The organism is Halorussus salinus (genome assembly GCF_004765815.2).
In the GTDB taxonomy this organism is placed as follows: domain Archaea; phylum Halobacteriota; class Halobacteria; order Halobacteriales; family Haladaptataceae; genus Halorussus; species Halorussus salinus.
Genome location: NZ_ML974128.1, coordinates 639,849 through 663,566, shown reverse-complemented (window position 1 = coordinate 663,566; position 23,718 = coordinate 639,849). Strand labels below are relative to the sequence as shown.

Below are 23,718 nucleotides of genomic sequence, written 5' to 3'. Positions count from 1 at the left end.
TCAGTTACCGAACAGTCGCTCCCTGATGCCGCGCTTGTGGGCGCGCTCGGCCAGCAGGACCGAGCAGTCCACGCCCTCGGCCACGTCGGCGACGAGCGACCCGCCGACGAGTCGCGAGAGGAGGCCCCGCTCGGTCGCGCCCAGAATCACCATCGAGGAGTCCGCGGCGGCGCGCTCGATGGCTTCCTCCACGTCGCCGGTCTCGACGCGGAGGGTCGCGTGCGCGAGGTCGTGGTCGGTCGCCCACTGGTCGAGGAAGGCCTCGCCCTCCTCGCGGTCGTCGGCGACGTGCAGGAGCGTGATTTCGGAGTCGTAGGCGTCCTTGAGCAGGCGCGCGACCTCGGCGCTGAGTTCGGAGTCGGGACCGCCCGCGGTCGGCACGAGGACGCGCTCGGGGTCGAACCCGCGGTCTTTCAGCACGAGGAAGTCGCTGGGCAGGTCCATCCCGAGGTCGTCGAACGCCCCCTCGACGCGGCCCGGCGACCCGTGGGCGTCCTCGCCCCAGCCCATCACCACGAGGTCGGCCTTGTGGTTGCGCGCGGCCGAGAATATCTCCTCGAACGAGCGGTGGGAGACGATGGTGTGGGTCTCTACGTCCACGCCGAACGTCTCGGCGTCGCGCTTGGCGTCGTCCAGAATCTCGTGGTAGTCCTCCTGCTGTTCGTCCAAGTGGTCGGCGGCGTACTCCAAGGATGTCTGGTCGGGGACCGTGATGATGTGGACCGCGTCCAAGACCCCGCCGCGCTGTCTGGCGAACGCGCTGGCCAGCGTGATGAGGTCGGTCTCGTGTTCGGGGTTGGCCAGCGGCACCATCACTCGGAACTGTCCGCCGTCTGGTTGGAGCGAGGTCGCGGCCGACACCGCCGAGTCGGGCATCTCGTCGCTCCGCGAGAGGATGAAATCAGAGAGGATGCCCTGCTTGTCGGTCTTCGAGCGCGCGTAGGTGAAGTACCAGATGATGCCGCCCGCGACGAACAGGAACGCGAGGGCGATCTCCTCGGGTTTCATGAACGCGATGAGACCGAACGAAGTGACCGCACCGAGGATGGGAACCACGGGGTACAGCGGCACCTCGAAGTCGGGTTGGTACTCGTCGGGGTTCGCCTCGCGCATGACGATGAGCGCGAGGTTCAGCAGACCGTAGACGATGAGGTGCAGGACGCTCCCGGCCTTCGCCAACACCTTCACGTCGCCGACGACGATGAACAGCAGGATGAGACCACCCGTGACCGCGATGGACCGATACGGAGTGGCGAACGACGGGTGGATGTCGTTGAGTTTCGGGCTGATGAGTTTGTCCCGTCCCATCGCGAAGTTGATGCGCGAGGAGGCCAGAATCGAGGCGTTGGCGCTCGACGCGGTGGCCAGCAGTCCGGCGAACGTCAGCAGGCCGACCCCGACCGCCGCGAGACCCACGGTCCCGAACGCGATTTCGGCCACGTCGAGGACCGGCGTCTTCGTGAACTCCGGACTGAGCTGTCGCCAGTTGATGACGCCCATCAGGACGACCATGATGATGGCGTACATCGTCGTCACGATGAGGACGCTCCCGACGACCGCCAGCGGGAGGTTCCGACCCGGATTCTTCAACTCCTCGGCGACCGTGGTAATCTTGGCGAACCCGAGGAACGAGACGAAGACGAGACCGGTCGCGGGGAGAATCGCGGTCGCGCCACCGGTTTCGGCGGGGAAGAACGGTCGGAGCGTCGAGAGGTCGGCTTGGAGGAAGCCTAGCACCGAGAACAGCGTGAGGATGCTGACGAGGGCGAGGACGATGAACACCTGCAATCGGCCGGTCTCCTTCGCGCCGACGTAGTTGACGGTGATGAAGACGAGTCCCGCGAGGAGGGCACCGATTTGGAACGACGAGAGCGTGAGAAAGCCGAGCGCGAGCGTCGGTATCGGGAGGAAGGTGGCGAGGTACTCGCCGAAGCCGAGGGTGTAGAACGCGCTGGCGAACGCCAGTCCCATCCAGTTACCCCAGCCAGCGATAGAGCCGAACAGCGGCCCGAGCGCGTGGTTGACGTAGTAGTAGCTCCCTCCGGCTTTCGGCATCGCGGTACCGAGTTCCGAGGCCGACAGCGCCGTGAACAGCGAGATGACCCCGCCGACGACGAACGAGAGCGCGACCGCCGGTCCGGCGGCGGCCGCGGCCTGTCCCGGTAGAACGAAGATGCCCGCGCCGATCATCGTGCCGACCCCGATGGTCAGGGCCGCCAGCAGGCCGAGGTCCTTGGCCAACTCCTCGTCTTCGGAACTCATCCGTCCTCACCCTTCGGCAGTACGACCACCGGTCGGTCGGCCTCGGTGACGATTTTCGTCGTTCGTCCGCCCGTGAGGAGCCGGGCGAGACGGCCGCTCCCGCGCGGTCGGAAGGCGATGGCGCTCGCGTCCGCGTCGGCGGCGACGTTCAGGATGGCCTCCACTACGTCGCGGTCGTAGGCCGTCCGGTCGTCGGCGTCCGGGAACGTCCGGCGGACCGCCTCGAAGGCCTCGGCGGCTAGCTCCTCGGACTGCTCGACGGGGGTCTTGTCCGGGACGCCCTCGCCCTTCTCGACGACGTGGAGGGCGGTGACGCGCTCGGGAGCGTACGGTTCGAGCGCCCGAGCGGACGCGGCGGCGTCCTCCTCGTCCGCGACGGGCAGCAGAACGTGTGATAAAAGTGATTGGTCGTGACTCTCGTCGGTCATGGTAATCCGTGGTTTTCGGTGGCGACGACAAAACAATTCCTACTTCTATGGCGAGTATCCGGCCCTCGCGTCGGTCGAGAACTGTGAGACTGCCGTCTCCGGCGAGAGTTTCGACCCACAGGTTCGCGTTCCCCGACTCACGTCGGGGTCGTCTTGCCTCGAATCCGTCCCGACTCCCGACTGACCCCGCGTCTACTCGACGTTCTCGGGTGGGAACACCACGCCCCGGTCGTCTTGGACGGCTTCGAAGAAGTCGGCGATGGAGTCGTCGGGACTCAGGTCGTAGGTCTCCAGAATCGCTTGCAGGCAGGACGGCGAGTAGCGCACCCGAACGTTCGATTCGGTCAGCAGGATGCCCAGCACGTCCTCAACCGCGGTCTCGGTGGTCAACTGCTGGGCGTACCACCGCAGGAGGCTGTCGAACACCGCGCCCACGTCGTCGGAGAACATCTGTTGGTGGCTGATGGCGTCGTCGGACTTGGCGGTGACGTGGAAGCCGTAGCGCGCGCTCACGCTGTCGAGGTCGTCTTCGAGCCACCCTTTGACCGCGCCCGAGTCTATCGACGCGCCCGGTTGCCGACCGTCGGCGGGGTCGGCCGACCGCTCGCTTTCGCCCGACTCCGGGGCGCTCTCGTCCGACGCCGACCCGCCGGACGAGGAGCCCTCGGGGACGTTCGGCCGCTCGTCGGTACCGATGACGTACCGGCCGGTGTCGAGCGAGACGACGTTCTCGTCGCTCTCGATGTCGAGTTCGTCGGGCGCGAGCGCACCGTCCTCGCCGGAGTCGGCCGCGTCGAGGGCCGCCCGCTCGTCGGGGTTCCGACCGTCGTCGGGCGTCGGACACATTGAGAGTGAGTACCGTTCGATTTCACATAAACCCACCGCCTACCCCGGCGTCCGGACCGATATCTCCTCGCGTCGCGGTCGCTCGGTCGTCGCAGTTCCCCGAGAACTCTCCGTTGGATTCCCGGTTCGAGCGACAAATTTTGTCGAGGAGCGCAATTTTTGCTACGGCCCGCCCGAGTTTTCGACGATTGTTGTAGACGGGATTTATTATCGTCGAAGTACTCGACACTGATACCGAAATGAGCGTTCAACGTCCGACGACACGCGCCGACGCACTGCCGAGCGAACTGGAGTCGCCGCGCGCGAAACTGGTATATCTCTACCTACGAAGTAGCGAGGCGTCGATAGACGAACTCCAGTCCGGACTCGGCGTGAAGAAAATTACGCTGTACAGTATCTTACGCACGCTTCGCGAGCGGGAACTCGTGGAGAAACGAGACGGGCGCTTCGCGGTGGCGGAGTAGCTACTCCTCTTCTTCCTCGGGACAGAGTTGGTCTGGCGTACGCTGGTAGCGCGGCGTGGCGACGAACTGCTCGATGCGTTCGCGTTCTTCTTTCGAGAGAGCCATAGCCGAAGGAACTCACGGCAAGACCAAAAAGACAGCGGCCATCCGGACTCCTCGGTGGGTCGTCGCGGCCGGGAAACGACGAGGAGTCCGGCGAACGCCGCACCGTCGCTCCGCCGGAGGAGGGACTTCCCCGACAGTTCTTTTGGCGCAGAACCCCCAGCACTACTGGGGGATTGGGAATGGTAGACAGTAACACGAGCGTGCGACAGGGAGGCGAACATGGCTGACGGAGACGACAAGTATCCCGCGGAGTCGGGGCGACGGCGATTCATCAAGGGTGTCGTCGGGAGCGCGTCGCTGGCCGGTCTGGGCACCGTGACCGCCGCGGCCATCGACACGACCACCTCGCCGACCGGGGCGGGCGGCGGTATCACCCAGTACTACGGCCCGGAGAACACCGCGGGACCCGCACCGCGCGCGATGCCACAGATTCCCATCGAGGTGGACGACGAGGGGTTCGTCAAGGGCGTCTGGCCGGAACCGGAGACGATAACCGAGCAGGGCCGCGAGGTGACCGTCGCCCGGATGCAACTGGGCGGCATCACCTACACCAGCGAGTGGTTCCAGTACTGCGGCGTCCAGACGTACCCCGGCGTCCGACCCGACGCCGACCAAGACAACTTCTTCCGGTACGCGAGTTCCGCGCCCTACGAGTGGCAACAGGAGGAGGTCGAAGGTGGCGAACGAGTCAACGTCGAACACTTCGAGGACTACGCGACGTGGGGCAACGGTATCGGCCGGAGCGGACTGGGCAAGCCCGCGCTGGCGACGTGGCGCTCGGAGGACGTGCCGCCGTCGGGCACGATGCCGGTCCAGATAATCCGAAGCACTCGGTTCGAGGAGTTGTCCGAACAGGGCAACGAATGGGTCTCGGCGAGTACCGAGCAGGGATTCTACGCCAACCTGAACAAGTGTACGCACTTCTGTTGCGTGCCGGGGTACAAGGCGCTGGCGTCCAGCGGCCGGTTCGGGGCGTCCGACGAGATATACTGCCAGTGTCACCAGTCGGTGTACGACCCGTTTCAACTCGTGGAAGTCTCGTTCGTCGCGCTCCCGCGCCCCGAGGAAGACTGACGACGGTCGGGCGACGAACCTGTCAGTTTCAGTATCTGGCAACAAACGTTTTATATCCGCAGTCGGCATTCACAAACGTTGAAGCGCATGCTCTCGGCAGTCCTCGACAGGCTCAGGCGAATGGTGGGGTCCCCCGAGTCGAACGCCGACGACGACGGCGACGCCCGAGACGACGGTCCGGACCTCTACGAGTGTGAGGGCTGTGGCTCGGTGTTCATCTCGAAACCCCGACAGTGTTCGAACTGCGAGGACGACGACTTCTCGAACGTCGGCAAGTTTCGGTGAGGGGACGGTCGCCCGGCGCGACGACGCCGGATAGAGACGCTTTTCTGGACGGCTCCCCGAGTTCCGACCGATGGTCGTCTTCCGACCGATACCATGAGCCGAATCAAGCCACTCGCGCTCGCGGCCGTCGTCGCCTCGGCGCTCCTCGTCGGGGCCGGAGCCTACGCGCTCGTCCAGACCGACGACGCCGGAGCGCAGTCCGACCGGACGCCGAACCTGACCGCCGACTGGGTCAGCGACACGGAGCGGAACGTCACCGGGAACCACCACGTCGCGGTCGGCGGGCGGGTCGGCGACCGGTCGCTCGTGTTCGCGCCCATCAGCGGCACGGCACCGAACGGCGCGGGCCACGACCACGACCACCGCGACACCGTATCCGACGACTCCAGCGCCGCATCGGACGCCGCGGCGGGATGCGGGCTGGTCGCACTCTCGGGCTCCTCCGGCGCGGCCCAGTGGACCTACGAGGTCCCCGCCGAGAACTGCACCATCCACGCCATCGCCGACCCGACCCTCGCGGACGTGGACGGCGACGGCACCCGAGAAGTCTTGGCCACCTCCACGGAGAAGACCGTCGCCGCGTTCGACCCGACGACCGGCGAGCGTTCGTTCGAACACAACCTCTCGGCGTACGGTTACACGCGACCGCTCGTGGCGAACTTCACCGGCGACGGCGACCCGGAGGTCGTCGTGGTGGACGTTCACGGGACCGTCTTCGTGGTCGAACCCGACGGCGAAACAGTCTGGACCCGCGAACTCCCGGCGGACTACGTCTGGGGGCAACCCCACGTCGAGGAGTTCGACGGCGACGGCGCGCCCGAGTTAGCGGTCGCACTCGGCAACGGTCGCCTCGTGATGCTCGAAAGCGACGGGTCGGTCGCGTGGAACCGCTCGGTCGGCGCGGGCGACTCGGTGACGTGGTTCGCCACCGGGCAGGCCGACGGCGATGCGTCCGCCGAACTCGTGACCGCGACCTCCGGGGGCAACGTCTCGCTGTTCGAGGGCGACGGCTCGCTGGTCTGGCGACGGTCGTTCGGCGCTTACGCCGCGGTGGACGCGGTCGGCGACGGCGACGACGACGGCACCCCGGAGGTCTACGCGACCGCCCGCGACGGGAACCTCCGCGCCATCGACGCCGCCGACGGTACCGTCGAGTGGTCCACGAGTCTGACGACGGTCAACGCCCAGATGACGCCGCCGCCGGTCCTCGGCGACGTGGACGGCGACGGCGACGACGAACTCGTCGCGGCGTCGAACGGCGGAACGGTGGCGGTCGTGGACCCCGAATCGGGCGAGATTCTCGCGGAGTACGAGCGCGACACGCCAATCTGGACGAACCCGACGCTCGGCGACGTGGACGACGACCCCGAACCGGAGATACTGGTGATGTACGGCGACGGTCGGGTCGCGGCGCTCTCGTACGGCGACGCCGCGACGCGGCGCTGAAGACGGAGTTCCGGAACGCCTTTTGGTGAAGTGAGTTCGACGGACGACAGCGAGAAAGCTTCACTGCGGACGTGTCGGCCGCGGCCACCAAGCCAGGGGTGGGACTGGAACCCGAGGTTCACAATCCGAGGACTTATTTCGGGGTCGTGAGACACCTCGTCTAGATGACCGACCCCCGAGACAGCGTCGAAACGCTCCGCGAGAAGATCGAGAACGGCGAGCGCGACATCGACCAGCAGGCCGACCGCGATGCCCTTCTCGAATTCTCCCGTACGCTCGACCTCCTGTCCACCGAGTATAGCGACTACCGACACCTGAAGCTCCTCCGGCACTGCACCCGGATGGCCGAACACGTCGGCGGCCTCGCCGACGCCCTCGACGACCGTGACGCCGCCGAGGACATCGTCGCGTGGATCAACCGCACCTACGACAACGAGGAGACCAACCGCGACTACCGAAGCGCCATCCGCGTCTTCGGCAAGCGGACCACCGACAGTGACGATGCGGTCCCCGAGAGTCTCGCGTGGGTGCCGACCGGCACGAGCTCGAACTACGACCCGAAGCCTGACCCGACCAAGATGCTGCACTGGGACGACCGCGTCCAGCCGATGATCGACGCGGCGATGAACCCGCGGGATGCCGCGCTTGTCGCCGTCGCGTGGGACGCTGGGCCGCGCGCTGGAGAACTCAAGTCGCTGCGCGTCGGCGATGTCACCGACCACCGCCACGGTCTCCAGATCACCGTCGACGGGAAGGTCGGTCAACGCACCATCACGCTCATCCTCTCGGTGCCGCACCTCCAGCGCTGGCTCGACGCCCACCCCGACAGCGGTGACGATACCGCGCCGCTGTGGAGCAAGGTCACGTCGCCCGACTCCATCTCCGATCGGATGTTCACCAAGCTCCTCGACGAACTCGCCGAGCGCGCCGAGGTGTCGCGGCCGGTCACCCTGACGAACTTCCGCAAATCGAGCGCGTCGTATCTCGCTAGTCAGGGTATGAACCAAGCCCATCTCGAAGACCATCACGGATGGACGCGCGGGAGCGAACACGCCGCCCGCTACATCTCGGTGTTCGGCGACCAGGCCGACAACGAACTCGCGCGCATCCACGGCGTTGAGGTTGCCGAGGAGGACGAACCGGACGATTTCGCGCCGGTCACCTGCCCGCGGTGCAACGAGCAGACGCCGCGCGAGCGGGATTTCTGCGTCCACTGCCAGCAGTCGCTCGACCTCGAAGCGAAGCAACTCCTCGACGAGGTCACCGAGACGCTTGACTCTCAGCTGGTCGAGTCCGACGACCCGGAGGACCGCCGGGACCTCGTGCGCGCTCGGCGGACGCTCGACGAGAAGCCCGGCGTGATGGACCGCGACGAGCTTCATGATCTCGCCTCCTCGCTCTCGTCGGACGACGACTGAAGCACGGCTTCCGCAATCTGGCCGACTTCGGTACCGTCGTGGCGGTCGGCGAGACGGTCGAACACCGCGCGTTCGTCCACAGTCAATTCTTGCTCCTGTTCCTCAGACTCCGAAACTGTCGGTGCGCTCTTACTCATCAGACTCACCGTCCATCGTGGCCGAATGTCTACTCGTTAGCCGATTCCTTGCTCGCTGTACTGTCTCTCGGGCGACGATGGCGACCGCGGCGAGCATCCCGAGGAGTTCCCATAGATGGCCGCGCCAGCCGAGGTCGTCGTCGCGGTCGAGCGCGTCGTCGAGGAGGTCCTCGTCGATGTCGCCGTCGACCGTGATGCACTCGGGGTGGGCTTCCGCGAGGAGGTAGACGACCGTGACATCGAGCTGGGCGTCCGGGTCGTAACAGTCTGTTCGTCCGACGAACCGAATCCCGTCGGTTTCCATCTCGATATCGCGTTCGAAGTCTGCGTGTGGGAACTGGTCGGCCATGTGGTCTTCGAGGAACTCGTGGATGAGCGTCCCCGTCTGGAAGACTCCGAGGAGGTCGGAGTGGTCTTCGAGGCCGAGCTTGCTACAGTACGCTCGGCGTTCGCACCGAGCGATCTGGCTCGGGTGGAACGTGCGGGCGTCACGCTCGACGTGACTCTCCGGGTCGTTCGCGTCCCGGAGGGCGTCGGCAACCGCGCTCGGGAAGTCCAATGTGTTGGTCACCGTCGGTCACCTCCCGGTCGCTTGACGACCTCGCGGACCTTCTCGCTGTAGAGACCGAGATGGTACGTGAGTTTTCGTGCGACACCGGGCGACACGTCGAGGTCCTCGGCGATGTTGCCGAGGTCAGCTTTCTCGTAGTTGTCGAGGTTCGCTTCGACAGCGTCACGGACATCTTGGGGGGTAACGCCCTCGGGGAGCGCGATGTCCACCGAGTCGTCGGTCCCGGTCTCGCTGTCGTCCGGGTCGTCAGCGCAGCGTTCGCACACCCGCCAGCCGTCCAGGACCTCGCGGCGTTTCCGCCACCAGCCTTTCTCACTGGTCAGTCCGCACTTCGCCTGCGCCGGGGCTTCGGCGTCCGGGAGGTGGTACACGTCGCCCGCTCCCGTGTCCGATCCTCGCATCAGGACGAGGTTCTCGTCGTCGAGGAGTGCGAGGTGTTCGACGCGCCCGCGGCGGTCACCACGCTCGCCGGTTTCGTCGTCGTAGCGGTAGAGTTCCGCCTTCGGATCGCCGATGCTGCTGTACGATAGTTCGTAGCTGGCGCGCGCGGCCGTGAGGTAGATCGACCGCGTCCACCAGTCGTCGTGGGGCGCGTCCCACTCGACCGGCTCGTCGGTATCGACCACGTCGAGCGGCGACTGCCACTCGTAGGTGTCGATGGCGAGCTCGACCTCATCGCCTTCGTCGGCCGCGGCGACCGCCGCCCGAACGAGATCCATCGCGACCGGCGACTCCTCGTCCTCATCGTCGGGCGTCGGCGGCGTGTCCGCACTACTCGCCACCGGCCGTCACCTCCTCGCCGGTGAACGATTCGAAGTCGCTGGCGGGCGTCGGGTGGCCGAAGCTTCCCGTGATTTCGACGCGTGCGCTCTCGTAGTTGATGGTGTGCAGGTCGAACTCCGAGAGGTCGATGTAGCCTTTCGTCGCGCGTGCCACGGCGGCCTCCAGCGCCTCGGTGATCTCGTCGGCGACCGGCGTCGTCCGGTAGTGGACCGCGTCGCCATACTCGACGCCCGCCGCGTCAAGGAGGTCTTGGACGCGGTCATCACCGCTTGGTAGGTCGAACGTCACTTCAGGGCCGTAGGTGCCGCCGTCGGTCGCCACCTCATCCGCCTCGTCAGCGTCGGTGTCGGTGTCGTCGTGGACGTAGGGGGTTCGGCCGTGCTGTTCGAGGAGGGTGGCAAGGCGTTCTTCGGCGCGGTCGCGCTCGCCAGCGCTGAGCAGTTCCTTCGACTTCCGGACGATATCGTAGCCTGCTGGGCGGTCCGAGCGCGTCTGGAGTTCCAGGAGAACCTCGTCGAGTTGGCTGAGCGCCCCCTCGACGGGTTTCATTCGACCGGGGTGGCGGAGATCCTGCAGTGCTTCGCCGAGGAGTTCTAAGTCGCTGTTCGAGAGGTCGCTCATCGTTTATCACCGTCCGTCTCGGGGGCGGGTGGGCAGTGCGCGAGGCCGATGCCGAGCGTGCTGGTCTGGGACGGTTGAAGTGTGAGGAGGTGGTCGGCGAAGCCGTCGTCAGCGGGCTGTCGAACCGAGAGGTGGGCGTGGGTGCTGTCGAACTCGTGTTCGAACTCAAGGAGTGCGCGTCGGAGCCGTCGGATGTCGAATCGCGCGCCGGTGGCGTTGACCGTGCCGTTCTCTGGCGGGTCGTCGGCAAGTGCTTTCAGGAGTGCGACCGTGTGGGCGCTGTCGAGCGTGTCGGCATGGATAGCCGTCGGCCTGCTGACCGTTAGCGGGTTGTCGAGCGTGAACCTCCGCGGGTCGTCGCTCGTCGTACCGTGGGTCGGGTCGGCCGCGGTCGCGTCTCCGGCCATGTCGCACGTCTCGGCGTCGGCGTCGGCGTCGAACGAGCACGAGGGTTTCGCGGCGAGCGACGCTCGGAGGTCGTCGAGTGTTCGGACGGCGTCGGTCAGGGCCGCGAACTCGTCTTCGGAGAGGTTGGTGGCGGCGACGCCGTCGAGCGCGTCGATCGCGGAGTCGACGCGACTGTACTCGTCGTCCATCTCACTCATCACGACCACCATCCTCTTCGTCGCCGACGGGGGTGCCTTTGAAGCAGGCGATGTCGCGCTGGAGTTTCTGTGCGAGGAGTTTCCGGCCAGTGTCGGTGAGTTCGTATCGGTTGGTGCGGTTATCTTGGTCGAGGCGGTGGGTTTTGATGACGCCGAGGTCGGTGAGAGTGTCGAGGCTGGGGTAGAGGCGGCCGTGGTGGACTTCGTCGCTGAACTCGGGCCAGTCGTCGCTTTCGAGCGCGCGTTTGATGTCCATGCCAGCTGGCCCGGCGTAGTCGGTGTGGTACCGGCCGTTGCTGTAGCCGCGCAGAACGAAGAGGATCGCCCACCGGAACTCGGTGTTGATCTGGCCGCGAGCCGCGGAAACGTCAGGTTGCTCGCTCGCAGGTTGGTCGGCGGTCGGTGCGTCGGGGTCGGTAACTTCTTTAGCTTCGGATGTTGAACTTGCCATTGTCTTTCGACGCCGTCGATAGCGTCGGTTGTTCGCTGCGCTTACCCGGCAGCTTGGGTTTTGCGGCGGCGTCGAGAGACCACAGCGTGGGTCTCTCAGGGGAGACGCCGCGCCACGACGGTGGTGCTGGAACACCTCCGTCGCTTTTGTGCGATGAATCGAACAGTTAGTGTTTGCTGTATGTCCGGTCGCGTGTACATAAAAGCATGTAACCAACTCTACTTTAATCCATCGGTAATCGGGGTTATGGGGGTGCTAAATCTCTTGTCGCCCTTCATCTATCCCTCTATTTGATTGGGGGGATTTATCAATAGAGAGTGAGTACATGGTTCTATGTTCTCGGAGACCAGCGACCACGCACTCCTCGACCTGTACGGTGACAGCCCGTCTCGGTACAAATTGCTTCTCGTCTTCGCCAGTCACCCGCTCGATTCGTTCAATCTGCGAGATGCTGCGCGCGAAGCGGATATTAGCTTTTCAACAATTCACAACCATACAGACTTCCTTGACTATTTGGTGGAAGTTGGACTGCTGGAGACTAAAGGGTCTGGAACAACGCTCTATCAGTTGAATATGGATAGTGAGTTTGCTCAATCGCTAGTTGAATGGTATCGTATGAATGAACGAGCACGACACTTCTACGAATCCGCCGAGAGTAATGAAGGTGCGACGACTGAGTTCTACAAGTAAAAGTATAAATTTTAATATATTTTCTAGATTTAGTAGTTTAGAATTACTAAATTCTTGTAGATATGGTTTAGATAAATATACCTCTTGCGGGGTGTTATCTGTAACCGGAGACAACACATGACCGACCTGCGCACCACGCTCGAAATCACGTACAACACCATCGCCAACACCAGCACGGACCACCTCAAAAACCACCCCCGACTCCTCCAACTCGCCTTCGTCACCACCCTCCTCCTCTCACAAGCAGGAGCCGTCGCCGCAAACGCAGGCGACGCAACTGCTGGACCCTAACTAAGCTCGTCACTTGACGTTTCGCTACTCCAGACCAACCCTTCCTTGGTCTCCACCGGCATTCGACGCTCCCGAGCGAGCAACCGATCAAGCTCCGTCGCGGACAACCGATACGAATCAGCCATCGGCGCGACGTACTTCTCCTCCGTTTGACCAAGATGAAGATTAAAAATCGTGCCAAGCCCGTGCGTCGCTCCCGGCAACGCTTGCACAATCGTCTCGAAATTCTCTCCGGACTGCTCGACCGACACATGCAACGGGCAACCGGACGGCGGAGAACACAGCGACAGTGTCCCGTCGCCAACCGTCAGCCAGCGGAACCCCGACATCGTCTCCTGACGAGCAATCCGCATCGCTGTCTGCAACTGGAAACCCGCGTTCAAAAGCCGGGCAACCGCCCGCCCAACCTTCATCGCAACACGATTCGAGACCTCCTCCATAGTCACGACTCCCGCAAGACTCCCAGACTCGACGAGCTCAACGCCTTGCTGAAACGACTGGCAGGCGTTCAATATGAATGCTTTCGTCCGCACGTCGGACACGTCGCGCGCATCGAGAAACCCATCTCGACACTGAATCCCTTTCGCGTCGACGTGGCCGATATAGTGCAGAAAGTCAGATGGCTTCGAGAAGAGCGACCGTAACTCGCTCGTCGAGATCTCTTCGTGCATCTCCACGTCGAACTGAATAAGATCTCGGACGCCGTACACGTCAGCGACCTCGCCTTCGGCCGCCATCTCGTCGTCGTTACAGACGACGTGAATCGTTATCGGCTGATCTGTCGTCGATTGCTCCAGACTACGGCGACGGGCATCGACATCAAGTTTATGCGACGAAACTGCAACTCCGGGCCCGACTCGCGCATGATCAAGCGACGGCCACACCACCTCCTCGGGTGTAACAAGAGCCTGATCCAAGTCCGGAAGCGGCTCCGACTCCTCCGTCGGCGACCGATGGAAATCATCGACAAACTCCGGCGGGTCCGGCGGCGTAGATTCTGACTCGATTGCCGTCCGCACGAGTGCGAGGTCATCGGCGATGAACGGCAGCGATTCGACTGTCTCAGAAATCGGAACAACATCGACGGTTCGAGGCCACACCGGCACTGCATCCGCGACCGACTCGAAGGCGACCGAGAGGTATTCTTCGAGTCGCTCAGCTAACGACTGGTCGTAAAGATTCTCGAAATTGAGCGACACGGTCTCCTCGACGGTGCGTTTCTCATGCACATCGTCTGGATACAACCCCTCGGTTCGGGTCACGCAATCGAGGAGGAACACCTGCCGAAGCACTTGTGCGACGGTGGTCTCGTAGCCCCGCGGCCCGTCGAGGTCGTACTCGAAGCCAGCGTCCGTGACGAGCCGAGGAGTGTCGGCCGGGACGACGTTCGCGCCGAGGTAGTACGCCAGCGACGCCGCGGGATAGACGTACTGGTAGTCCGCGGGGAGTTCGAGCCGGACTCCCGTGTCGGGGCGAGTCACACCCTCGGGGGCGTCGAACTCGTCGCCGAGTTCCACGAGCGGCGGATGACCGCGGAGGGTGGGAAAACTCCGCTCGGGACTGGTCGTCTTCAGCGCCGACCCGAGGAGCGAAATCGCGTCCATCGCGCCCACGGGATCGGGCGTGGTCGTGACGGTGCCAGCGGGCCGGTCGTGGAACGAGCGCGCGCCGACCGCGACCTCGGTCTCGCTAGGGAACTCTATCCAGACCTCGTCGCGACCATCAACAGTCGCTGTTGAAATCTCCATCGCGGACTCGACACCAAAGTAGAGTTTGACCGGGGCAGTATTTATTTCAATCCTGTGAGAGCGCTCGCTAAACGCCGTCGAGGACTCCATCGGATCGAACTGCGCGTGGACCGCCCGGCTGTTTGGACTGCGGACGAAGAGGCGCGACCGTTTCGGAATCGCGAGACGTGATGTCCGGATGCGGATGGACGTATCAATTGGCGCGTCGAAGGCCACGTCCGTCCCGCCGACGGTGACGGGGGCGGGCGTGAAGATAGGGAATTGAACTGACTGGATCGAGTCGGAGATGAGGACGCCCGCACGCTCGGAGGCCGTCGAGAAGTCGGTGTCGCGGAGAGCAGAAATCGACGGTGTCATCGGAGCAACCGGGTCCAATCCGACGTTAAGTCTAAGTGCGGGACATGCCAGCGCTCCTCGGGCCGGAGTTCCTCGTGGGTGCCGTACCGCAACTCGATCCGTGCGTCCACAATCTCGCCGAAAAATTGCGCGATATCCGACGAATCGGGGTGTCGGAGGTGGAAATAGGTGATCCCGTCAGCGTCTCGAACGAATCGTGAGATGCCGCGCACGAATCCGCGGACGGTCGTCCGGTCGGTGTCGTCGAGGAGTCCGTCGAGGCTGTTGATGACGACTCGGAGATCGCCCGGCACGAGGTCGAATCTATCGTCGAGGCCGCTGATCTCGTCTTCGATGGCGTGACGATATTGCATCAGCTCCAAGTAGTGGTTCGTTGGTGAAGGAGCGTCGTCTGGGACTGATGTAGCAGACCGGAGTGAGTCGCGGCGATCAACCACCACGCGGACGCCCGGATCGGTGGGCGTGGTGCCGTCGGGGAGGCAGTCTGTCGGGGACTCTTCCGGCACTGTTGAGGAGAGTCCGAGGATGCGTTTTCGGTCGTCTGCCCCGAACGCCTTCTGCATTTGTTTCTGTGCAATTGAGTTGCTTATTTTCCCGGTGACGAGAATGCTTCCGCCGCTCGTTTTGAGGTCGCGGAGGAAGTTCTTCAGTTGCTCGTTGCGGTTCGGGTCGTCTCCACCGCGGAAAAAATCTCCGTCAGTTCTTGTCATTGTTAAGGTGAATCAATTAGGGTTTTTAACAGTGTTTTTTACGGATGGTTTTGAGGGTTTCGGCGACCGCGTCGTCGCGGGTCTCCTCGCGATGCGCGTACACCATGGCCGTCTCCAGCACGCGGGGGTCGCGCTCGGGGCGGAAGACCGGGACGACGCCGTCCACATCGTAGCCTTGTAGGCGGAGGTCGACGAACGCGCTGTTCGCCGCTTCGCGAACGTCCTCATCGATGGACTCGCCGGTGTCGAGACCGTCTATACGGAGGTAGACCACCATCAGCCGTCCACCTCCTCGGGGAGGCCGAGTCGGTCAGCCGTCTCGGTGTTCTCGGCCAGCCACTCGCGGGCTTCCTGCTGGGTCTCCTCGATATCCGCGTCGTCCCAGACATCCGTCCACTCGTCGCCCTCGTCGATGATGGTCGCGCATGCTTCCGCGGCGACTTCCCGCGCCCGCCTTCGAGACTCGGCTTCGAATCGCTGGCAGGCGTCATCCATCGACTCCCATCGCTCGGAGCGGCCGTCCGGGCCTTCGTGGATGTCGCGTGCGTCTTCAGCGGCGGCAAGCGCGTCACAGTACTTGGCGAGCTCGTCGTCCCCACCGATATCCTCGTAGACCTTGTTGTGGAGGACGGTCGCGTCGAACTCGGTGGCGAGGTCTGATTCGAGGTGGGTCTGTCGCCGCCGGGACCGCGGGTGGCGTCGCGCCATCACCGCTCACCTCCCTCGGTGACGGCGGGGCGCGTCCGGAGGACGTAGTCCACGTCCACCCCGGCCGGGATGTCGCGAGCGCCGATAGCGAACAGGACGCGCCGGATGTGTTTGCAGCCACCGTCGGGTTCGCGGTGGCGGTAGTCGTCACACGTGCAGCGACCGTCCCGGATGTCCACTCGGTAGACCGAGTCAGTCGTATACACCTCGAACATCGCAGGACCGAACGGCGTGACGGTCATCGCTTCTTCGGCCGCCCGCCGGTCACGAGCGTCAACCGTGGCGGCGTCGCCAGTGGTCGAGACCGCCATCAGTCCTCAACCTCCTCGCAGTACCGGGCGTCCATCGCGGCCGCCTTGCGCGCTTTTCTCGGGGGCTGGCTGGCGGTCTGGGGGTAGGTCGCGACCACGCTGCCGCAGCCGCGGCATTCGATAGCGCCGTCTTCCGGCCGGACTTTGGTCGTGGTGGGCATCAGTCGTCGCCTCCTCGGCGGCAGTCGGCGCAGGTCACGCCGCGGCCGGACGTGATGCCGCCGCACTCGGGGCAGTCGTAGTAGTCGTGGTCGCCGAGCGGGTCGTCTTCGTTTTGCCGGCGCTGGAAGCGTTCGCAGTGCTGGCAGCGCTCGCCGATGCAGCGCGCGCCACAGTCTTTACACGTCATTGGTGGCCTCCGCGAGTCGATGCGTTCTTGTCGGGTCGAGTCGAATTCATGGGTGCTTCACCTTGGGTGAAGCGCGGTCGGGCGTGTTGTCGCACGCCCCGGCCAACTTCTGACCGGTGTCCCGCGCTCCTTACCTGATAGTACTAACCCCGACTACTTAACCCTTAGGGTCTAAGGATTATGGGGTAAGGCCTAAGTCCTACGACACTGTGGATTAAGGTATGGGCGCTACAACAGCAACCCACCAACCGATGCTCGACAAAGACGACCTCGGACCAGCCGACGAAGCACTCCTCGACATGCTCCGCGACGGCCGCGTCACCGCACCCTACGCCGCCGACGAAACCGGCTACAGCCTCCAGTACGTCCGCGACCGACTCGGCCGCTTCGTCGAACACGGCAACGCCCGAAAAGTCTACGAAGGACTCTACGAACTCGTCGATGACCCTCGCGCGGATGGTGAGCGCGATGCCTGAGCAAGATCCCTACCTCCGGTTCGAGGGCGAACAAGTCGTCCACAGGGTCGAGGACGGTGAGAGCACGGTCTGTGGACGGACTCTCGCCGAGGAGACCGTGTTCTCGACGACGCGATTCGACCCAGATTTTAATCCAGCGTGCGACACCTGCTTCACGGGAGGACCATGACTCAACGCCAGCACTCCCGGCTGGACTGGCCGCCGGGCTTCGACCGCACCCAGCCGGGCGACCGCGAGCGGAACAACCGGTTCGACACCGGGCTCCGCCAGTCTATCGACGACCTCGCCAGCGAGCTCGACCGCGTCGGCGTGGACGACTGGCGGCTCTCGACCGACGCCGAGCACCAAAAGCAGAACCCGCGGTATCCGTATGCGAACGCGCGGCCGGATGATCCGGGCGCGGTCGTCCGCTGGACGATGAACGATGACCAGTACGCGGCGGCGTGCGACGCCTACACCCGGCTGCGGGACAACATCCGGAGCCTGTATCTCTACATCCGGGAGAAACGGAAGATGAACCAGCGCCCTGTCGTCACCGGCGAGTCCGAATTCGCGAACGCCCGGCTCCCCAGCGGCGACGAGTCCGACGCGGTCGTCGCGCAGGAACCGCCCCACGAGATTCTCGGCGTCGCCCCCGACCCGGACCCCAGCGAGGTCCGTGAGGCGTTCCGCCAGCAGGTCCAAGCCGCGCATCCCGACCACGGTGGGAGCCAGACGGCGTTCGAGCGCGTGAAGACGGCGCGTGACCAGTTGCTCGAACAGGTGTAGCTGGTATGCAGGGGGATGGCATCGACGATTCTCTTTTAAACCCGGCGTGGTAGAAAGACTGGTATTAGAACAGACAGGTTTTACTCGTGGTCGTGAGTGGCTACTCTCATGGTCTGGTCCAACGACTCCTCGACTTTCGACGAGTACATCGCCCAACTGAAGACTGGCGAGACCGAGAAGGTCACGATTCCAAAAGACGAGGTCCCCGAACTACCCGAGTACTTCGAAGAACACGCACCAGCGAACGAACTTCAAGAAGATGGTGCCCTCCGCTCGTACCGGGACGACGAACCCGAGGACAGTGTGCACGTCATCGAGTACGAGGACTGCTGGAAGGTTCATCTTGACGACCACAACCCGAGACACAGGCCGGTCAAACACCTTGTGGAGGACGCGCCCCTCGAGGCCGCCGGGCTTGTCTTCGTGGCTGCATTACTCTTGAATCGATACGACAAGTGGCCGTTCAACGGATAGCTTTCTGCGTCGGGGGGTCTTCTTTGTCCCCGTCATCCGGGTGTCAGAGTTAGTTCTTCTCCAAAACCCGGACTATGCTGACCCCTGCAACACACATGAAGAGGTACGTGCTGATCGTTTTGAATATCTCGCCCTGTGACCGTAGTTCTGCGATGTCGGGCAGATATGTTGCGGCATCCGGGATGCCGAGATTCATCGCGACTCCGATTTCGAAGATGAGTTCGCCGAGTGGTGGGGAATATACTGATACGCCGATTCCAAGGAGGAGCATGAGGACGGCCACCTCCCCATCTCCAAGGTTTGTTCTCAAACTCATAGGACAGGATTCGGCCCAACAAATCAAAAAAATTAACCCCATACATTAATCCTGTCCTGCGATTCTAGAATAGCCAATTTCGAGGGGGTGGGGGGTTCTGGCCAAAGGTCCACGCGCACGCGTGCGTCTGATGACAGACAAGAAACCAGTCGCTAACCATTTAAAAGAGGAGGTGAGCATGATCGAGACTTCTGACCGTTCCAACATACATCCAGTACACAAATAGTCCATCCATTGAAGGGTGGGGTTTTATGTATACGTTCTAATCACTCTTGCTTATGTCCGCACTCACTACCCTACTCGCAGTAGTCATCGCATTCGCCGTCGTAGGTAACTACGCGACCAAGACGATGGTATCGGCCGGACTCAACATCCAGACCGCCAGCCCTATCGGCATGCTAGTCGCGGGCGTCATCACCATCGCCTACCTCGCCGCGAAACAATAGCTCAATACCCTCAAAAAACGTAATGTATTTATATTCCTACAAATATGCTCGGGGTATGGGAAGCGACAACGACCGTGGCTGGAATATTGTCCTCGGCCGTGCCCGTAACAGTCTCACCGCCAGCCTCCTCGGCGCATCACGCGACGGTGAACTCGCACTCCTCGACCTCCTCCTTCTCATGGTGGTCGGTGCACTCGCCACAAAAGCGTTCGGCGTCTGGTAGCTCCCCACAACTCCTTAGCCGGTGTCTTAACGGGCCGGTGGACGTGAACCCGGCATGCGACCAGTAGTAGACGGCGGGACCTCGGCGCTGTGGTCGGCTGTACGTACAACCCCAGTGTTAAACTGCCGTGCCGAGGGCGAGGACGCCGAGACTCGCCGCGCCGCCAAGCGCGAGCAATAGATAGTTCGCAATCGGGTTCGCGGCCTTCGCGACACTATACGTGTACTTTTGGTTCGAGACCGGCGCAAAGGGTTTGACGCCCATCGGCGTGATCACGTCGCCCGCGATGTGCGAGAGAATGACCGTACAACCGAGCATGAACCCATACACGGTCAGCCCGACCGCGGACAGTAAACCTGCTTGGAGGCCGACCAGTAGTCCAGCGGCGGCGAAAAGCAGGCCGATGAGGAGGGCGAACCAGACGGTGTGGGTGATCCCGCGGTGTTTGATACCGGGGACGCGTTGGTCTTGGTCGGGGAGCATCGCCAGCCCGACGACGGCGAAACCGCCGACTAGGGCGAGTTTGCGGAAGCCCGCGAGGACGAGTGGGAGTGCGAGGATGCTGTAGATGAGGAGTCCGACGCCGATATGGCCCTCTCGATGCATATCAACCACCAGACACCCCGACCCTATATTAGTTTCTTCCTCCAGATGGTTGAACACCATCCAGTAACTGTAGACAAATACTTACAGATGGATTAAGGACTGGATAGATATGCCCCACCACGTCCGCAGACGCATATTCGACATCTTCGAAGTCGGCGACGGCGGCCGCCTCGGCCGCACCATCGACCTCTCAATCATGACCCTCATCATCGGCAACGTCGCCGCCGTCATCCTCGCCACCGTCCCCACAATCCACGACCAGTACGGCGACCTCCTCTTCGCGTTCGAAGTCCTCTCAGTCACCGTCTTCACGCTGGAGTATCTCGCCCGTGTCGCTACCTGCACCACCCACCCCGACTACAGCCACCCCATCACGGGCCGCCTTCGATTCATGCTCCAGCCGTACCTCATCATCGACCTGCTGGCTATCCTGCCGTTCTTCGTCGGATTCTTCCTGTTCGACCTGCGCGTCCTCCGCGCACTCCGGCTGTTCCGGTTCTTCCGACTGTTCAAGCTCACGAAATACTCGAACTCCATCACGCGCTTCGGCGCGGTCATCCACGAGAAGAAAGAAGACCTAGTCGTCGCGTTGAGCGCGACCTCGGTCCTCCTGTTGGTCGCGTCCAGCCTGATGTACTACGTCGAGCACGACGCCCAACCCGAGAAGTTCACCAGCATCCTCGACGCGCTCTGGTGGGGCGTCGCCACCCTCACCACGGTCGGCTACGGCGACGTCTACCCAGTCACGCCAGCCGGGAAAGCACTCGGTGCACTCATCGCGACGCTCGGCGTCGGCCTGTTCGCACTCCCGGCGAGCATCCTCGCGTCCGGGTTCATCGAGGCCGCCGGAAGCGACCGCGAGTACTGCCCGCACTGCGGAGAACGACTCGACACTTAATCCCCGGCACTTAGTATCGAGATAGTTCTTGAGCTATTAGGATTTAAACACGGCGCGGAGATGAAACAATATGCGCGACGATCCACTCGACGAACTGCCGATGCAGATCGGGTTAAGCCTGATGACCGGCCTCACCGCTGGTATCGGTGCAACCTACTACTTGAACCGTGGCCCAGCATCTCTCATCGTCTTCATCATCGGAATCTATCCCATCATCCTCGGGATGGTACTCGCGGCTCGGCGATTCATCAACTGGCTCGAAGACGATGACGATGATCCACCGCCACCACCGTACGCCTCCTAACCAACAAGCGGACTACCACAGCCACGACAGCCATCAGACGCGACTACTATTCGCGCTGATACGCTGGGCGAAATCGTCCAAGACCCGGCCGGGACTCTCCCAATTCCCGAGATGCAGCACCGTCTCGCGGGGCGTCTGCTCGATTTCCTGGACTTCCAACCGCTTATCCGCAGGCAACTCGGCCCACGACAGCGCGTCCACGAGCGAGATATCCGCGACGTGGGGCACCACGACGCGCGCCGACCACTGCGGCTCCTGCACCCGCTGAATCAGATACAACGCCGCCTGCTGGCACGCCCGTACCGACGCCAACTCCGGCCGCGTCCGCACCACCGTTCGCGGACTCTCCCCCGCATCTGCCGCCGTGTACTCGCCGACCGGCTTAAACTCATAATCAATCTCGTAGGCCGCGCCATCCGCGAGACTCCCGCCGGAGAGCGCCTTGATCCGCCCTTGGGTCCGGTCGAGCGCGTAGTCCGCGCCCTGCTCAAACCCACTGGATCCTGTCGCGGGGTCGCGCACGATCTGGGTGCCCGCGACCAACTCGGATTCCGCAAGCCCAACCCACTCCCCAGCCTGCGCGGTCCACTCCTCGCCGCGGACTGGCTGATTCCCGCCCTTGATAACCGCTTTCTCGTAGCGGTTACTCGTCGATTTCGTGACCGTGTAGTCAATGAGGCTCGCGTCGATGTCCGCCTGCCGCTGGCCGGGCTGGGTCCACTCAACCCGCCAGCCGTCCTGGTCGCGCTCCAAACTCCAAATCATCCGGCCATACCCCGCAATCGAAGTCCACGCCTCGATGAGACTCCCGTCGACGCCGAACGCGTCCAAGACCGGCGTATCTTCGAGGTCGGCGCGAAGCTCGAACCCGTCGAGTGCCTGCCCCTTATACCCCTGCGTCGGCGTCGCGTCCGACCGACTGCCGTACCGTGAGAGAGTGAGTCGCCACTGGATCGACGCGCCCGCCGACCCGAACGCAGTCTCGAACGACGCCGTGTCTGTCGCCGACTGCCACGTCACGCCGTCGTCGTTGCTTAACTCCAACCGATGCGCGCCCTCGGTCTGCGCCATCGTGACCATGATTTCCGCACCGACGACGTTGAACGCCGTCCCGACCGTCTCGAACGCAACCTCGAACTCGTCCGGCGTCTCCTCGGGGCCCGCGAGATACCCCGCGTCACCGCCGTTATCGTTGTCGAACGTGAACGAAAACTCACTGCCGTAGCGGCCGCCGGTATCATAGAGTGCGACCACGTCGAAGATCGTCGTGACGCCGGTTGACCCGACGCCCTCCAGTCGGACGGTCACCGGCTCCCCCGCCGGGAGGTCCGCGCCGGTGTATCCGTCGCCGTTGAACACGTCGGGGAACTGCATCCACTCGACATCAACAGTCCCACCACCCACGTGGCTGGCGACCTCGTCGCCGTTCACGCTGAGGGAGAATCCCTGCAGGCTGGTCTGAGCGTCGAGGCGTGCCGCGACCGCAACATCGCTCGCCGGAATCCGATATTCGGGAGTGAACTCCCATTCCAGCCATGCGCCGTCGCTGCCGACACCCCGCCCAGACCCGCCTGAGAGGACATCTCGGCTTGTCGCGTAGTCCGGGTCGAATTCGTCCGTCGGCGACTCTCCTTCGGCGACGAAGCACGACTGCAGGAGCGACAACTGGCCGTCCGCGACTGCTATCGGGTCCGCGGGCTCGATAGCGCTGGCGAGCTCGTCGCGAAGCTCACTCTCAGTGTCGCCAGACTGCATCACGGTATCCGACTGCACCGTCGATGCGGGGTCGTCGACGTTCATCTGGTAGCTCGTATTATTCTGGCCGAGCTGCTTGGCGGCGAGATGCGCGGCCTCGTCGTCGAACTCAGCAGTCACGCGGTCGTCCAACTGGCGGCCACCACTCGCGACGAGCACCGTCCTCCCCGGCTTCAATTCCACGTCGTCGAGTGTCTCAATCGGACGGATCTTTCCGTCTTTCCACACGCTGACGCGGGCGTCCTCGAACCCGCTGGCTTGCCACTTCTCGTCGCGGGGAACCGGGATTCGGCACTCGGGTTTCGACTGGAGGGCAGGCGTGAACTCGGGGTCATCGAGGAGTCGGGGGCGGAGAACCCGCCCCGAGGAGTGCTCGATTTCGACCGTCCAGCCCGCGGCGTTGCGGCGCGTCCGTGACTCGCCGCTCGATTCAGTCGTCACGCTCGCGGTCGCCACCGACGTGTTCGTGGCGTCTTCGGTGAACGCGGTGAATCGGTACCGGTACGTGTTCCCCGGCGACACGGTGTCGTCGGTGCCGGTGACAGTGCCTGTCCCCGCGTTCGCGGGGAGGGTTTCGACAATCTGCCATGGGCCCCAGCCGTCGTCGTACTGGCGTTGGCGTTCGACCCGGACGCCGTCCTCGTTGTCCGCGTGGTCCTCGAAACTATAGTCGATAGCCGTCCGCGGATTCGAAGCGGGGACTGTCACGCTGGGGTTGGTTGGACTCGGGAAGTTCGTCGTGATGGTCGCGGTCGGCGACCAGTTGGTCGTGACGTGTGCGGTCCGCGTCCG

The 23,718-nt window shown here is 63.5% G+C and carries 33 protein-coding genes; 14 read left to right on the top strand and 19 right to left on the bottom strand.

Annotation, left to right across the window (positions count from 1 at the left end; all coding sequences use genetic code 11):
• From EPL00_RS11490 to EPL00_RS11480, 3 genes are all read right to left on the bottom strand, one after another.
• Complete coding sequence (locus EPL00_RS11490) at positions 1–2,262, bottom strand: amino acid permease (RefSeq protein ID WP_135852579.1); 2,262 nt, start codon at positions 2,260–2,262, stop codon at positions 1–3.
• Positions 2,259–2,690, bottom strand: coding sequence for a universal stress protein (locus EPL00_RS11485; protein ID WP_202932605.1), 432 nt, complete (start codon positions 2,688–2,690; stop codon positions 2,259–2,261). The genes EPL00_RS11490 and EPL00_RS11485 overlap by 4 nt, the downstream gene beginning before the upstream one ends.
• A 192-nt stretch (positions 2,691–2,882) precedes the next feature.
• On the bottom strand, positions 2,883–3,536 hold the full coding sequence (locus tag EPL00_RS11480) for a DUF7500 family protein (protein WP_135852580.1): 654 nt from the start codon (positions 3,534–3,536) through the stop codon (positions 2,883–2,885).
• A 239-nt stretch (positions 3,537–3,775) separates the two neighbouring features.
• Between EPL00_RS11480 and EPL00_RS11475 the strand changes: the two genes are divergently transcribed.
• The 5 genes from EPL00_RS11475 to EPL00_RS11455 all read left to right on the top strand — a co-directional run bounded on the left by EPL00_RS11475 (position 3,776) and on the right by EPL00_RS11455 (position 8,328).
• The gene (locus tag EPL00_RS11475; RefSeq protein WP_135852581.1) at positions 3,776–4,000 is read left to right on the top strand and encodes a TrmB family transcriptional regulator; all 225 of its coding nucleotides are present in this window, start codon (positions 3,776–3,778) and stop codon (positions 3,998–4,000) included.
• Between the two features lie 324 nt (positions 4,001–4,324).
• Entirely contained in the window at positions 4,325–5,179 is an 855-nt protein-coding gene (locus EPL00_RS11470) for a ubiquinol-cytochrome c reductase iron-sulfur subunit (protein WP_135852582.1), read from the top strand.
• A gap of 78 nt (positions 5,180–5,257) precedes the next feature.
• Positions 5,258–5,464: a hypothetical protein gene (locus EPL00_RS11465; RefSeq protein WP_135852583.1), complete on the top strand. Its 207-nt coding sequence runs from the start codon at positions 5,258–5,260 to the stop codon at positions 5,462–5,464.
• A gap of 93 nt (positions 5,465–5,557) precedes the next feature.
• The gene (locus EPL00_RS11460; protein ID WP_135852584.1) at positions 5,558–6,910 is read left to right on the top strand and encodes an outer membrane protein assembly factor BamB family protein; all 1,353 of its coding nucleotides are present in this window, start codon (positions 5,558–5,560) and stop codon (positions 6,908–6,910) included.
• A gap of 164 nt (positions 6,911–7,074) precedes the next feature.
• Positions 7,075–8,328, top strand: coding sequence for a site-specific integrase (locus EPL00_RS11455; protein ID WP_135852585.1), 1,254 nt, complete (start codon positions 7,075–7,077; stop codon positions 8,326–8,328).
• On the opposite strand, the gene EPL00_RS11450 is transcribed toward EPL00_RS11455, so the two are convergent.
• The 6 genes from EPL00_RS11450 to EPL00_RS23805 are packed head-to-tail and all read right to left on the bottom strand — an operon-like array spanning position 8,289 to position 11,496.
• On the bottom strand, positions 8,289–8,465 hold the full coding sequence (locus EPL00_RS11450) for a kinesin (protein ID WP_135852586.1): 177 nt from the start codon (positions 8,463–8,465) through the stop codon (positions 8,289–8,291). The genes EPL00_RS11455 and EPL00_RS11450 overlap by 40 nt on opposite strands.
• Entirely contained in the window at positions 8,458–9,036 is a 579-nt protein-coding gene (locus tag EPL00_RS11445) for a hypothetical protein (RefSeq protein ID WP_135852587.1), read from the bottom strand. Before EPL00_RS11445 ends, EPL00_RS11450 begins: the two co-directional genes overlap by 8 nt.
• The gene (locus EPL00_RS11440) at positions 9,033–9,818 is read right to left on the bottom strand and encodes a hypothetical protein (RefSeq protein ID WP_162224205.1); all 786 of its coding nucleotides are present in this window, start codon (positions 9,816–9,818) and stop codon (positions 9,033–9,035) included. The genes EPL00_RS11445 and EPL00_RS11440 overlap by 4 nt, the downstream gene beginning before the upstream one ends.
• Entirely contained in the window at positions 9,808–10,440 is a 633-nt protein-coding gene (locus EPL00_RS11435) for a hypothetical protein (protein WP_135852588.1), read from the bottom strand. The genes EPL00_RS11440 and EPL00_RS11435 overlap by 11 nt, the downstream gene beginning before the upstream one ends.
• A complete protein-coding gene (locus EPL00_RS11430; protein ID WP_135852589.1) occupies positions 10,437–11,045 on the bottom strand; it encodes a hypothetical protein in 609 nt (202 codons plus the stop codon). The genes EPL00_RS11435 and EPL00_RS11430 overlap by 4 nt, the downstream gene beginning before the upstream one ends.
• Positions 11,038–11,496, bottom strand: coding sequence for a PadR family transcriptional regulator (locus tag EPL00_RS23805; protein ID WP_238398180.1), 459 nt, complete (start codon positions 11,494–11,496; stop codon positions 11,038–11,040). The genes EPL00_RS11430 and EPL00_RS23805 overlap by 8 nt, the downstream gene beginning before the upstream one ends.
• Before the next feature lie 333 nt (positions 11,497–11,829).
• Between EPL00_RS23805 and EPL00_RS11420 the strand changes: the two genes are divergently transcribed.
• Positions 11,830–12,186, top strand: coding sequence for a winged helix-turn-helix domain-containing protein (locus tag EPL00_RS11420; RefSeq protein WP_135852590.1), 357 nt, complete (start codon positions 11,830–11,832; stop codon positions 12,184–12,186).
• Between the two features lie 117 nt (positions 12,187–12,303).
• On the top strand, positions 12,304–12,477 hold the full coding sequence (locus EPL00_RS11415; protein ID WP_162224181.1) for a DUF7503 family protein: 174 nt from the start codon (positions 12,304–12,306) through the stop codon (positions 12,475–12,477).
• Here EPL00_RS11415 and EPL00_RS11410 read toward each other — a convergent pair.
• Genes EPL00_RS11410 through EPL00_RS11380 form a run of 7 tightly spaced genes read right to left on the bottom strand, consistent with a single transcriptional unit; the run spans position 12,474 to position 16,660 of the window.
• Positions 12,474–14,582: a hypothetical protein gene (locus EPL00_RS11410; protein ID WP_135852591.1), complete on the bottom strand. Its 2,109-nt coding sequence runs from the start codon at positions 14,580–14,582 to the stop codon at positions 12,474–12,476. The genes EPL00_RS11415 and EPL00_RS11410 overlap by 4 nt on opposite strands.
• Entirely contained in the window at positions 14,579–15,292 is a 714-nt protein-coding gene (locus EPL00_RS11405) for a DUF7504 family protein (protein ID WP_135852592.1), read from the bottom strand. The genes EPL00_RS11410 and EPL00_RS11405 overlap by 4 nt, the downstream gene beginning before the upstream one ends.
• A 25-nt stretch (positions 15,293–15,317) precedes the next feature.
• Positions 15,318–15,569, bottom strand: coding sequence for a hypothetical protein (locus tag EPL00_RS11400; RefSeq protein WP_135852593.1), 252 nt, complete (start codon positions 15,567–15,569; stop codon positions 15,318–15,320).
• Positions 15,569–16,000 carry a hypothetical protein gene (locus tag EPL00_RS11395; protein ID WP_135852594.1) on the bottom strand — a complete coding sequence of 144 codons (432 nt, stop codon included), beginning with the start codon at positions 15,998–16,000 and terminating at the stop codon, positions 15,569–15,571. Before EPL00_RS11395 ends, EPL00_RS11400 begins: the two co-directional genes overlap by 1 nt.
• Positions 16,000–16,311 (bottom strand): hypothetical protein, encoded by a 312-nt coding sequence (locus EPL00_RS11390; protein ID WP_135852595.1) that lies wholly within the window; start codon positions 16,309–16,311, stop codon positions 16,000–16,002. Before EPL00_RS11390 ends, EPL00_RS11395 begins: the two co-directional genes overlap by 1 nt.
• The gene (locus EPL00_RS11385; protein WP_162224204.1) at positions 16,311–16,472 is read right to left on the bottom strand and encodes a hypothetical protein; all 162 of its coding nucleotides are present in this window, start codon (positions 16,470–16,472) and stop codon (positions 16,311–16,313) included. Before EPL00_RS11385 ends, EPL00_RS11390 begins: the two co-directional genes overlap by 1 nt.
• Entirely contained in the window at positions 16,472–16,660 is a 189-nt protein-coding gene (locus tag EPL00_RS11380) for a hypothetical protein (RefSeq protein WP_135852596.1), read from the bottom strand. Before EPL00_RS11380 ends, EPL00_RS11385 begins: the two co-directional genes overlap by 1 nt.
• 221 nt (positions 16,661–16,881) lie before the next feature.
• On the opposite strand from EPL00_RS11380, the gene EPL00_RS11375 reads away from it, so the two are divergent.
• The 3 genes from EPL00_RS11375 to EPL00_RS11365 all read left to right on the top strand — a co-directional run bounded on the left by EPL00_RS11375 (position 16,882) and on the right by EPL00_RS11365 (position 18,378).
• The gene (locus tag EPL00_RS11375; RefSeq protein ID WP_202932604.1) at positions 16,882–17,136 is read left to right on the top strand and encodes a hypothetical protein; all 255 of its coding nucleotides are present in this window, start codon (positions 16,882–16,884) and stop codon (positions 17,134–17,136) included.
• Between the two features lie 165 nt (positions 17,137–17,301).
• Positions 17,302–17,904: a J domain-containing protein gene (locus tag EPL00_RS11370; RefSeq protein WP_135852597.1), complete on the top strand. Its 603-nt coding sequence runs from the start codon at positions 17,302–17,304 to the stop codon at positions 17,902–17,904.
• A 108-nt stretch (positions 17,905–18,012) separates the two neighbouring features.
• Positions 18,013–18,378, top strand: a complete 366-nt coding sequence (locus EPL00_RS11365) for a hypothetical protein (RefSeq protein ID WP_135852598.1) — start codon at positions 18,013–18,015, stop codon at positions 18,376–18,378.
• A gap of 49 nt (positions 18,379–18,427) precedes the next feature.
• Here EPL00_RS11365 and EPL00_RS11360 read toward each other — a convergent pair whose 3' ends face one another.
• The gene (locus EPL00_RS11360; protein WP_135852599.1) at positions 18,428–18,694 is read right to left on the bottom strand and encodes a hypothetical protein; all 267 of its coding nucleotides are present in this window, start codon (positions 18,692–18,694) and stop codon (positions 18,428–18,430) included.
• A gap of 278 nt (positions 18,695–18,972) precedes the next feature.
• Here EPL00_RS11360 and EPL00_RS11355 point away from each other — a divergent pair, with 278 nt between their 5' ends.
• Both EPL00_RS11355 and EPL00_RS11350 read left to right on the top strand, forming a co-directional pair.
• Complete coding sequence (locus tag EPL00_RS11355) at positions 18,973–19,140, top strand: hypothetical protein (protein WP_162224203.1); 168 nt, start codon at positions 18,973–18,975, stop codon at positions 19,138–19,140.
• A 55-nt stretch (positions 19,141–19,195) separates the two neighbouring features.
• Positions 19,196–19,363, top strand: a complete 168-nt coding sequence (locus EPL00_RS11350) for a hypothetical protein (protein ID WP_162224202.1) — start codon at positions 19,196–19,198, stop codon at positions 19,361–19,363.
• 117 nt (positions 19,364–19,480) lie between these two features.
• On the opposite strand, the gene EPL00_RS11345 is transcribed toward EPL00_RS11350, so the two are convergent.
• On the bottom strand, positions 19,481–19,969 hold the full coding sequence (locus EPL00_RS11345; RefSeq protein ID WP_135852600.1) for a metal-dependent hydrolase: 489 nt from the start codon (positions 19,967–19,969) through the stop codon (positions 19,481–19,483).
• Positions 19,970–20,078: 109 nt separating this feature from the next.
• Here EPL00_RS11345 and EPL00_RS11340 point away from each other — a divergent pair, with 109 nt between their 5' ends.
• Both EPL00_RS11340 and EPL00_RS11335 read left to right on the top strand, forming a co-directional pair.
• Positions 20,079–20,867 carry an ion transporter gene (locus EPL00_RS11340; RefSeq protein WP_202932603.1) on the top strand — a complete coding sequence of 263 codons (789 nt, stop codon included), beginning with the start codon at positions 20,079–20,081 and terminating at the stop codon, positions 20,865–20,867.
• 70 nt (positions 20,868–20,937) lie between these two features.
• Entirely contained in the window at positions 20,938–21,171 is a 234-nt protein-coding gene (locus EPL00_RS11335; protein ID WP_135852601.1) for a hypothetical protein, read from the top strand.
• Between the two features lie 33 nt (positions 21,172–21,204).
• Here EPL00_RS11335 and EPL00_RS11330 read toward each other — a convergent pair whose 3' ends face one another.
• Entirely contained in the window at positions 21,205–23,634 is a 2,430-nt protein-coding gene (locus EPL00_RS11330) for a hypothetical protein (protein ID WP_238398179.1), read from the bottom strand.
• Between the last annotated feature and the right edge of the window lie 84 nt (positions 23,635–23,718).